This window comes from Serratia sp. JSRIV001, from assembly GCF_019968745.1.
In the GTDB taxonomy this organism is placed as follows: domain Bacteria; phylum Pseudomonadota; class Gammaproteobacteria; order Enterobacterales; family Enterobacteriaceae; genus Chania; species Chania fonticola_B.
In genome coordinates this window covers 567,209-578,504 of sequence record NZ_CP074147.1, presented here as the reverse complement: position 1 = coordinate 578,504, position 11,296 = coordinate 567,209, and the positions used below count along the sequence as shown (strand labels likewise).

Annotated in this window: 7 protein-coding genes; 6 read left to right on the top strand and 1 reads right to left on the bottom strand. The window is 55.7% G+C overall.

The window, feature by feature from the left end:
• Positions 1 to 192 precede the first annotated feature (192 nt).
• The 4 genes from treR to KGP17_RS02560 all read left to right on the top strand — a co-directional run bounded on the left by treR (position 193) and on the right by KGP17_RS02560 (position 6,944).
• Complete coding sequence (gene treR / locus KGP17_RS02575) at positions 193 to 1,140, top strand: trehalose operon repressor TreR (protein ID WP_223498793.1); 948 nt, start codon at positions 193 to 195, stop codon at positions 1,138 to 1,140.
• A 190-nt stretch (positions 1,141 to 1,330) separates the two neighbouring features.
• Entirely contained in the window at positions 1,331 to 2,746 is a 1,416-nt protein-coding gene (treB, locus tag KGP17_RS02570; RefSeq protein ID WP_021179093.1) for a PTS trehalose transporter subunit IIBC, read from the top strand.
• 18 nt (positions 2,747 to 2,764) lie between these two features.
• A complete protein-coding gene (gene treC, locus KGP17_RS02565) occupies positions 2,765 to 4,429 on the top strand; it encodes an alpha,alpha-phosphotrehalase (RefSeq protein ID WP_223498792.1) in 1,665 nt (554 codons plus the stop codon).
• Positions 4,430 to 4,910: 481 nt separating this feature from the next.
• Positions 4,911 to 6,944: a glycoside hydrolase family 3 N-terminal domain-containing protein gene (locus KGP17_RS02560; RefSeq protein ID WP_223498791.1), complete on the top strand. Its 2,034-nt coding sequence runs from the start codon at positions 4,911 to 4,913 to the stop codon at positions 6,942 to 6,944.
• A 192-nt stretch (positions 6,945 to 7,136) separates the two neighbouring features.
• Here the strand turns inward: KGP17_RS02560 and KGP17_RS02555 are convergent, their stop codons facing one another.
• Complete coding sequence (locus KGP17_RS02555) at positions 7,137 to 7,661, bottom strand: NAD(P)H-dependent oxidoreductase (protein WP_179252830.1); 525 nt, start codon at positions 7,659 to 7,661, stop codon at positions 7,137 to 7,139.
• 104 nt (positions 7,662 to 7,765) lie between these two features.
• Here KGP17_RS02555 and KGP17_RS02550 point away from each other — a divergent pair, with 104 nt between their 5' ends.
• Positions 7,766 to 8,653 (top strand): LysR family transcriptional regulator, encoded by an 888-nt coding sequence (locus tag KGP17_RS02550; RefSeq protein WP_218519932.1) that lies wholly within the window; start codon positions 7,766 to 7,768, stop codon positions 8,651 to 8,653.
• Positions 8,654 to 8,964: 311 nt separating this feature from the next.
• Positions 8,965 to 11,103, top strand: a complete 2,139-nt coding sequence (nrdD, locus tag KGP17_RS02545) for an anaerobic ribonucleoside-triphosphate reductase (protein WP_166733970.1) — start codon at positions 8,965 to 8,967, stop codon at positions 11,101 to 11,103.
• Positions 11,104 to 11,296: the final 193 nt, after the last annotated feature.

Below are 11,296 nucleotides of genomic sequence, written 5' to 3'. Positions count from 1 at the left end.
CGGGGCTCGGATCAGGATCCATTCAGGGATTTACCTCAGGTCAAAGAAAAAGTGGGAACGGCAAAGGCGGCCATTCCGTTTTGCAACACTATGGGCTGCGCACCAAGATCCGCGCGTTAAAATGCGCTATGGTAGCGAGCATAAGTGGGATGTTGTAAGTTTAAGCCTCATAACCTAAACGATAAGTAAACCATGCAAAACCGGCTGACAATCAAGGATATCGCCCGCCTGAGCGGGGTAGGCAAGTCTACCGTCTCACGCGTGATGAATAACGAAGGCAGCGTAAGCCCGCAAACCCGTGAACGGGTGGAGGCGGTGATCCGCAGCCAGGGGTTTACCCCATCAAAATCGGCGCGAGCCATGCGCGGCCAGAGCGACAAAGTGGTCGCCATTATCGTTTCCCGTCTGGATTCCCCTTCGGAAAATCAGGCCGTGCGCACCATGCTGCCGCTGCTGTATCAGCAGGGCTTCGATCCGATCGTGATGGAAAGCCAGTTTGAGACCTGGCTGGTAGAGGAGCACCTCAACGTACTGCGCCAGCGCAACGTCGACGGCGTGATCCTGTTCGGCTTTACCGGCCTGACCGCTGACATGCTCAAACCATGGCAGGAAAAGATGGTGGTAGTCGCCCGCGAATATCCGGGGATCTCCTCCGTTTGTTATGACGATGAAGGAGCCGTGAAACTGCTGATGCAGCGCTTACGCAAGCAGGGTCATAGCCATATCAGCTACCTTGGCGTACAGGAGTCCGATGCCACCACCGGGATGCGTCGTCATCAGGCCTATCTGGATACCTGTCGCGAACAGAAGATCTCACCGGTCGTGGCGCTGGGAGAACTGAGCTATCAGAGCGGCTTCCAACAGGCCGCCAACGTGATTGAACCGCAAACCACCGCGCTGGTGTGCGCCTCCGATACCATCGCGCTAGGTGCGATGAAGTACCTGCAACAGCAACAGATTACGCCAATCCAGGTGTGCGCCATCGGTAACACTCCAATGCTCAACTTCTTGTTCCCAGAGACATTTTCCGTTGAATTAGGTTATGGCACCGCTGGGCAGCAGGCGGCCCTTCAACTGCTGGGCCAGTTGAGTGGTGAACTGAGCATCCGCCAAATCATTATCCCCTGCAAACTTGCCTGACAACGGGCGCACCATGCGGCGCCCCCTTCGTATCGTAGCCAGCATTCGTTGTGACGCTACCTGAGGCTTTCTTGTTCGTTTTGTGATCCTTACCGCAAGTTGGGAACGTTCCCATTTAATAACCACGGCCAAGTGACTAAGCTTAAAAACATCAATACCTCTGAGCCTCACTGATAACAAAGGTGCCATAATGAGCAAAGTTCAGCAGCAGGACATCGATCGCCTGATCGTGCTGGTGGGTGGCCGCGAGAATATCGCCACCGTCAGCCACTGCATTACCCGCCTGCGTTTCGTCCTTAACGATCCCGCCAAGGCCAAGCCGAAAGAGATTGAGCAGTTGCGCATGGTCAAAGGCTGCTTCACCAACGCCGGGCAGTTCCAGGTGGTGATCGGCCCCGAAGTCGGTGATTACTATCAGGCGTTAATCGCTGCCACCGGCATCAACGAAGCCGATAAAGAACAGGCCAAGCTGGCCGCCCGCCAGAATATGACCTGGTTTGAACGTGGCATCTCCCACTTCGCCGAGATCTTCTTCCCGCTGCTGCCAGCCCTGATCAGCGGCGGTTTGATCCTGGGTTTCCGCAACGTGATCGGCGATATCCCGATGTCCGGCGGCCAAACGCTGGCCCAGATGCACCCCGCCTGGAAAACCATTTACGACTTCCTGTGGCTCTTGGGCGAGGCCATCTTTATGTTCCTGCCGGTGGCCATCTGTTGGTCAACGGTGAAGAAGATGGGCGGTACCCCGGTGCTAGGCATCGTGATGGGGATCACCCTGGTCTCCCCACAGCTGATGAACTCATACCTGCTCGGCCAGCAAGTGCCGGAAGTGTGGAACTTTGGCTGGTTCACCATTGAGAAAGTGGGCTATCAGGCGCAGGTGATCCCGTCGATCCTCGCCGGTATGGCGCTGGGCTGGATCGAAACCCGTCTGAAAAAGATCGTGCCGGATTATCTGTATCTGGTGGTGGTACCGGTAGTTTCTCTGCTGCTGGCCGTGTTCTTGGCACACACGCTGATCGGTCCGTTTGGCCGCATGATCGGTGATGGCGTAGCTTGGGCGGTGAAGTGGGTGATGACCGGTAGTTTTGCCCCAATCGGCGCGGCACTGTTTGGCTTCCTGTATGCACCGTTGGTGATCACCGGGGTGCATCAGACCACGCTGGCCATCGATATGCAGATGATCCAAAGCATGGGCGGCACGCCAGTCTGGCCACTGATTGCCCTGTCCAATATCGCGCAAGCCTCGGCGGTGCTGGGCATCATCATCGTCAGCCGCAAGGCCAACGAACGTGAAATTTCCGTACCGGCCGCTATCTCCGCCTATCTCGGCGTTACCGAACCGGCCATGTACGGTATCAACCTGAAATATCGCTTCCCTATGCTGTGCGCGATGATCGGCTCCGCCTTCGCAGGCTTGATTTGTGGCCTGACCGGCGTGATGGCCAACGGCATCGGCGTGGGCGGCCTGCCGGGCATCCTGTCTATCCAACCGCAGTTCTGGCTGATCTACTCCGTAGCCATCCTGGTGGCCGTAGTGATCCCGCTGCTGTTGACCATGATGGTTTACAAACGCAAAGCCAGCCGCGGCGAGTTACCGGTTTAAACTGAAAGGTATTTTTTTATGAGCAATATCATCCCTTGGTGGCAGAACGGCGTTATTTATCAAATCTATCCGAAGAGCTTCCAGGACAGCACCGGTAACGGCTATGGCGATCTGGCTGGGGTGACACAACGGCTGGACTACTTGCAGGAACTGGGCGTCGATGCCATTTGGCTGACGCCGGTCTATGTCTCGCCCCAGGTCGATAATGGCTACGACGTCGCCGATTACTGCGCCATCGATCCGGCCTACGGCACCATGGCCGACTTCGAACACCTGGTGGCACAGGCCCACCAGCGCAGCATCCGTATCGTGATGGATATGGTGTTTAACCACACCTCCACCGAGCATCCGTGGTTTAAGGCTTCGCAGGATCCTGCCAGCCCGCTGCGTCAGTTCTACATCTGGCGCGATGGCGAAGGTGACGCCCTGCCCAACAACTGGCGTTCCAAGTTTGGCGGTAACGCCTGGCAATGGCATGCCGACAGCGGCCAATATTACCTGCACCTGTTTGCTACCGAGCAGGCCGACCTGAACTGGGAACACCCGCCGGTGCGCGAAGAGCTGAAGAAAGTGTGCCAGTTCTGGGCAGATAAAGGCGTGGATGGGCTGCGCCTTGACGTAATCAACCTGGTGTCCAAGCAGCAGGACTTCCCAAGCGATAGCCAGGGCGATGGCCGCCGTTTCTACACCGACGGCCCGCGCATTCACGAGTTTTTGCAGGAGATGAGCCGCGACGTGTTCCAGCCACGCGGCCTGATGACCGTGGGCGAGATGTCTTCAACCTCGCTGGAGCATTGCCAACAGTATGCGGCGCAAAGCGGTGCCGAGCTGTCGATGACCTTCAACTTCCACCATCTGAAAGTAGACTATGCCAATGGGCAGAAATGGACGCTGGCCGCGCCGGATTACGTCGAGTTGAAGCAGATTTTCCACCACTGGCAGCAAGGCATGCATAACCGCGCCTGGAACGCTTTGTTCTGGTGCAATCACGACCAGCCGCGCATCGTTTCGCGCTTTGGCGACGAGGGCGAACTGCGAGTCACCGCTGCCAAGATGCTGGCGATGGTGCTGCACGGTATGCAGGGCACGCCGTATATCTATCAGGGTGAAGAGATCGGCATGACCAATCCGGGCTTCCAGCAAATCGAAAGCTATCGCGATGTGGAAAGCCTGAATATGTACGCCGAACTGCTGGCTCAGGGAAGAAACCAAGACGAACTGTTGGCTATTCTGGCCAGCAAATCACGGGACAATGGTCGTACGCCGATGCAGTGGGACGCAACAGCCCACGCTGGCTTCACCACCGGTACGCCTTGGATTGCCTGTGCAGAGAACTACCCGCAGATTAATGCCACGGCAGCATTGGCCGATCGGGATTCGGTGTTTTACGCTTATCGCCATCTGATCGCCCTGCGCAAGCAGTATCCGCTGCTGACTCGCGGCGACTATCAGGATCTGGCCCCGGCTCACCCGGCATTGTGGTGTTATCAACGGAGTTGGAATGGGCAACGGTTGCTGGTCGTTGCGAACCTGAGCCGCGAACCGTTGGCATGGGATGCCGCCGGCGTTGAGTTTTCTGAACTGTGGCGACCGCTGATAAGCAACTATATGGATGCTGCAGAGCAGCCACGGGCCGGAGTTTTGCGGCCTTTCGAAGCAAGTTGGTGGCTGCTGGAGTCCTGATGGGTCACCGGGAGTTGTTTGATACAACCTATACATAATCGTTTGAAAAATAATGATTTTGTAGGGCTTGAACATTGAAATTGGCGCTGAGAACACTTCCTCTGTGACTCAGCGCCTGCCAGGCAGCGGATCTCACCGCGACGCCCTACCGTTGAATCATATATTTAACACTGAGTAATTGACCTTTATTATTCCCCGTATAAATAAGTCACCCGGCACAATTACACTTAACTCCCCTATATTTCTTCCCAAATCATTATTACGCTATTTCTGGCGTAAAAAGATCTGCATCCAAGATTAAAATGTGAAGGATATCCCAAATTGCAAATAGATTTATTTCACGCTGTAAAAAAAACATGCAATAATAGGTAAAAACCAGATTAAAAACATAACTAAATAATAAATATAACTATTTTAATTAAACCACCAGACTGATTTTTCCCATCGGCCTTTTTACCGCTCGTGAAATGGAGCACTCTTTATGACCATCAAAAGGAAGTCGATATTTATAGTCAGTGGTTTATTCGCCGCCGGATTGACCGGCTGTGACAATAATGACACCCAGATTACTCCGAGTAATCAGGCGGAGCTGGAGAGCAGAAATATTCCCACGCTTACCGTCGACGGGCTGAAATTTAAAGATCTGAATAAAAACGGCCAGCTAGACCCTTATGAAGACTGGCGTCTTGATAGCGCCACCCGCGCCCGCGATCTGACCGCCCGCATGAACGTGGAAGAAAAAGCCGGTGCCATGATGCATGGTACCATTGGCCTCGATGGTGCTGGCCGCGTCGATATCAGCGCCGCCGAAGAAGATGTGAATCAACGCTTCGTCAACACCTTCATTACCCGCATGGCGGGCGATCCACAGCATATTTCTGCCGATAACAATGCGTTGCAGGAAATGGCCGAGAAGTCTCGCCTCGGTATTCCGGTGACCATCAGTACCGACCCGCGCAACCACTTCGTTAACGATCCGAATGCCACCAGCGTCGCGGCAGGCAGCTTCTCACAATGGCCAGAGCCGCTCGGCCTGGCGGCAATCGATGATACGGCACTGTCCAAAACCTTTGGTGATATCGCCCGTCAGGAGTATCGGGCCGTTGGGATCCATATGGCGTTATCACCGCAGGCCGACCTTGCTACCGAACCGCGCTGGGGCCGCATCAACGGTACCTTCGGCGAGGATAACCAACTCGCCAAACGCCAGGTGCAAGCCTATATCGAAGGCTTCCAGCATGGTGACAAAGGCCTGACCCAAGACAGCGTCATTACCGTAGTAAAACACTTTGCCGGTGGCGGTCCACAGCTTGGCGGGTTGGATCCGCACAATATCTTTGGCAAAGAGCAGGTCTATCCGGGCGATAATCTGGAATACCACCTGGTACCGTTCGAAGGGGCATTTGCCGCCAATGTGGCCTCGGTGATGCCCTATTACGGCCAACCGATCAACCTGTGGTACAAGGATCAGCTGATTGAAGAAGTAGGCTTTGGCTTTAACAAGCAGGTGTTGACCGAGATGCTGCGTGGCCGCTTTGGCTTCACCGGCGTAGTGCTGAGTGACTGGGGCATCCTGGAAAGCTGCGAAGGTAAATGCGCCACCGGCATCAGCGATGCCGACATCGCCGCCGGAGTCTCACCTTGGGCTGCCGGGATCGGCATGTCGTGGGGCGTTGAGAATCTCACCCGCCAGGAACGCGTAGTGAAAGCGGTGGAAGCCGGTATCGATCAGTTCGGCGGTACCAGCGATCCTAGCGATCTGATAGAAGCCATCAATCAGCAACAGCTGCCGATCGCCACCATCGACGCTTCCGTCACACGTATTTTGCAGCAGAAGTTTGAGCTGGGGCTGTTTGAGAAACCTTACGTGGACGAAGCCAAAGCGGTGAAAATCGTCGGCAACGCGGAGTTCCAGCAGAAAGGGGATGATGCACAGCGCCGTGCGCAGATCCTGTTGCAGAATAACCGGGCCCTGTTGCCATTGGCACTGAGCGGCAAGAAGGTGTTCCTGCATAACGTCAACGCTACCGTGGCGGCACGCTATGGGTTGGAAGTCGTCGCTACGCCGCAAGAGGCGGAGATCGCCATCCTGCGAGTAGATACGCCGCATCAGAACGATCCGCACTACCCGTTTGGCGTTTCGGTCAACTTTGGCCAACTGGGCTTTGACGATGCCGAAACCGTGGTGCTGGATCAGAAAGCGGGCACTTACAGCGGCAGTGAAGACTATCAGTTGATCAAACAGGTGAAGGCGCTCAACATTCCAACGGTGATTTCCGTTTACCTCGATCGCCCGGCGATCCTGACCAACATCGTGGATAAAACCGACGTACTGCTGGCCAACTTCGGTGCTTCCGATGAGGCGGTGCTGGATGTGATCACCGGCAAGAGCAAGGCACAGGGTAAGTTACCGTTTGAGCTGCCATCCAGCTGGCAGGCGGTGCTGGATCAGAAAGAGGACGTGGCACACGATTCTGTCGATCCTCTGTTCCCAATCGGCGCGGGTATTCTGTAATACGGCCCTCACCCCAACCCTCTCCCAAAGGGAGAGGGAGCTGATAGCCCCTGCTCGTTTGGTAGTAAAGCGATAACCTCAGCAAACACGCTCGATCGGTCCCCTCCCACAGGGAGACGGGTTATCAAACAGTTGCCACACTTAACACCGAGCAGCAAACTTCAGTGTTAAGTGTTCAGGATGTCCCCGAACTCAAAAACTTTTCACCAGCTTCACTACGTCCGCCGCTTCCTCTGCCAGCTTCTCATCGCTCATATCAAATACGCCCTGCACCAGGTGCGGCGGCAAATAATCCATGCCGGTCAGATTGGCGACGGCGTTAAACGGCCGCAGCAGGTCGGCTACCGGATAGCGGTTATAGCCCGCCGGTGAATAGGCCTGCGCGTTGCCCCCGGTGCTGACCACCAGTTGCAAAGGCTTACCCTGCAGTTGGGTGCCTTCGCTGCCATAGGCGAAACCGTGGGTTAATACCGCATCCTGCCATTCGCTGAGGATCGCCGGTGAGCTGTACCAATAAAACGGAAACAGCATCACTACCACATCGTGCGCTTGCAGCAGTTCCTGCTCGCGGGCCACATCAATCTGGTAGTCCGGGTAAACGCGCATCAATTCATGCACGGTGACGTTAGGTAAAGGACGCAGCGCCTCGATCAGCGCCTTATTGATGCGGGATTCGTCGGGGTAACGGTGGGCGGTCAACACTAAAATACGCGACATGGGGAAATCCTTGTTTATCGAAAGTAAGCCATTTTTTCATTTCCTCCGTTTCCGGTGTAGTCTGTAAACAGTCACATTAACTTCAACCTAAAGTATCAACCACTATGTCGCTGCCGATTGACGTGCACCGCCTGTTACCGGCGTTTCTCAGCGCCGCTCAGACAGAGAACTTCTCCGCTGCTGCACGCCAGCTGGGCGTGACGCCAGCGGCGATCAGCAAGAATATCCGCGTGCTGGAAGAGAAGCTGGCGCTGCGGCTGTTCCAACGTAACACCCACAGCGTGGTGCTGACTGACGAAGGCAAAGCCCTGTTGCAACAGGTGGCACCGCTATGGCAAGCGCTGACCGCCACGTTAGAGCTGGCTGGGGGCACACAACTCCCTCCCGCCGGTAGCGTGCGCGTCAGCATGATCCCAGGCTTTGGCCGCCAGGTACTGATGCCGCTGATCCCTGAGTTTTTACAACGCTACCCGATGATCGATCTGGATCTGTCACTGGATGCCCGGGTGGTGAATCTCGTTGGTGAAGGCTTTGATGTGGGCATCGGCAGCCAGGTCGATCCCGATAGCCGGCTGGTAGCACGACCGCTCTACGCGATGCAGATGCTCTTGGTCGCTGCCCCCGGTTACCTTGCCCAACATGGCACACCGCAGGTGCCGGCAGATCTGCTGCAACATAGCTGCCTGCTGCACCGCAATCCGGCCACCGGGCGTAATGTAAAGTGGCCTCTGGCACACAAAACGCTGGATTTGCATGGCCGCCTGACGGCCAGCAGCCCGGAGATGTTGCTAGATTCCGCGCTGGCCGGGCTGGGCATTGCTTGCCTGTCGCGCTGGTATGTGGAACAGCACTTTGCCCAGGGAACATTGCTACCGGTGCTGCCAGATCACTGGCCTAAACCCACGCAAATCTGGCTCTACTACGCCTCTGCAGATTTGCCGCCACGGGTGCGTGTCTGGGTCGATTTTTTACTGGCGCATTTTCGCCGCTAACCGGCATGATGCGATCGCAATCACGCTTTAACGATCTTTCGGATAATCGGCATTTTCCATTCAAGCCGCTGATAGCAAGGGTTACAAATATTCCTGTAACGGGTAGCTGTACAGCGTTCAAACTGCTCCCCCCATTCTTTGACCCACGTCAAAAAAAGCGGCACCACACCCATATATAGTGCCCCTAGAGATTCAACCACCTATATGTAGTAGTTATCCACAATATCATCCACACCCTCCGCAGCCCTTGCGCCCTGCGGTTTTGCCCTGTGGATAAGCCGACGCTCCCCCATGGGGACAGGAGTTACAACGTGAAACCAGTAGTGATTAAACGGGACGGTTGCCAGGTATCTTTTGACGAGATGCTGATCAAGCAGGCCATCGAGCGGGCCGCTTTGGCCGCTGAAGTTGTCGATGCCGACTACTGTGCTACCGTCGCCCGCGTGGTCGCTCAACAGATGGAAAACCGACCGCGAGTCGATATCCACGAAATCCAGCAGGCGGTAGAAAACCAGCTGATGTCTGGCCCGTATAAGCAACTGGCACGTACCTACATCGAATATCGCCACGATCGTGACGTCTCGCGTGAGCTGCGCGGGCGGCTGAACCAGGAAATTCGTGGCCTGGTGGAACAAAGCAACGTTGCGCTGCTCAATGAGAACGCCAATAAAGACAGCAAGGTGATCCCTACCCAGCGCGATCTGCTGGCCGGTATCGTCGCCAAGCACTACGCCAAACAGCATATCCTGCCGCGCGATGTGGTGCTGGCGCATGAGCGCGGCGAAATCCACTATCACGATCTCGACTACTCTCCGTTCTTCCCGATGTTCAACTGTATGCTGATCGATCTGAAAGGCATGCTGACCAACGGCTTCAAGATGGGTAACGCCGAGATCGAGCCGCCGAAGTCGATCTCCACCGCCACCGCCGTGACCGCGCAGATCATCGCTCAGGTTGCCAGCCATATTTATGGCGGCACTACCATCAACCGCATCGATGAGATCCTGGCCCCCTTCGTTACCGAGAGCTTCCACAAGCATCAGCAGGTAGCGCAGCAGTGGCAGATCCCAGACGTGGCAGGCTATGCGATGACCCGTACCGAGAAAGAGTGTTACGACGCCTTCCAGTCGCTGGAATATGAAGTCAACACTCTGCATACCGCCAACGGCCAGACGCCGTTTGTCACCTTCGGTTTCGGCCTGGGTACCAGTTGGGAATCGCGCATGATCCAGCAGTCGATCCTGAAAAATCGTATCGCCGGGCTGGGTAAAAATCGTAAAACCGCCGTGTTCCCGAAACTGGTCTTCGCTATCCGCGACGGCCTGAACCACAAGTTTGGTGACGCCAACTACGACATCAAACAGCTGGCGCTTGAATGTGCCAGCAAACGCATGTATCCGGACATCCTCAATTACGATCAGGTGGTCAAGGTCACCGGTTCGTTTAAAACGCCGATGGGTTGCCGCAGTTTCCTCGGCACCTATGAAGAAAACGGCGAGCAAATTCACGATGGCCGCAACAATATCGGCGTGATCAGCCTGAACCTGCCACGTATTGCTCTGGAAGCCCAGGGTAACGAAGACCGCTTCTGGCAGTTGCTGGATGAGCGCCTGCTGCTGGCCAAGAAAGCCCTGATGACCCGCATTGCCCGCCTGGAAGGTATCAAGGCCCGCGTGGCACCGATCCTGTATATGGAAGGAGCCTGCGGCGTGCGGTTGAAAGCCGACGACAATATCGCGGAGATCTTCAAGAACGGCCGCGCCTCGATTTCGCTGGGCTACATCGGCGTGCATGAAACCATCAACGCGCTGTTTGGCGCAGAAAAACACGTGTACGACGACGAGCAACTGCGCGCCAAAGCCATTGCCATCGTTGAGCGCTTGAAAAACGCCACCGAAAGCTGGAAAGAAGAAACCGGCTACGGCTTCAGCCTGTACAGCACGCCAAGTGAGAACCTGTGCGATCGCTTCTGCCGCCTGGATACCAGCGAGTTTGGCGTGGTCGCCGGGGTGACTGACAAGGGTTATTACACCAATAGTTTCCACCTCGACGTGGAGAAAAAGGTTAATCCGTACGACAAGCTGGACTTCGAGGCGCCGTATCCACCTTTGGCCAACGGCGGTTTTATCTGTTACGGCGAATACCCGAACCTGCAGCACAACCTGAAGGCGCTGGAAGACGTGTGGGATTACAGCTACACCCGCGTGCCTTATTACGGCACCAACACGCCGATCGATGAGTGCTACGAGTGTGGCTACACCGGTGAGTTTTCCTGTACCAGCAAGGGTTTCACCTGCCCGAAATGTGGCAACCATGATTCGGCAAAAGTGTCGGTGACCCGCCGCGTGTGTGGCTATCTGGGCAGCCCGGATGCCCGGCCGTTCAACGCCGGTAAGCAGGAAGAAGTGAAACGCCGGGTGAAACATCTGGGCAATGGGCAGATCGGCTAATTTCAGCCAGCGGCCCCTCACCCTAACCCTCTCCCACAGGGAGAGGGGACCGAATGTGCCACAACTTAACGACGGCATTCGTCCTCAACATAGTCTAGCTACAGATTAACTTCCGCATCTAAGCACAACATCAGGCCAGTTCCCTCTTACTAAAGGAGAGGCTTGAGATGAGTGGATGCGTCACAGGTGACTT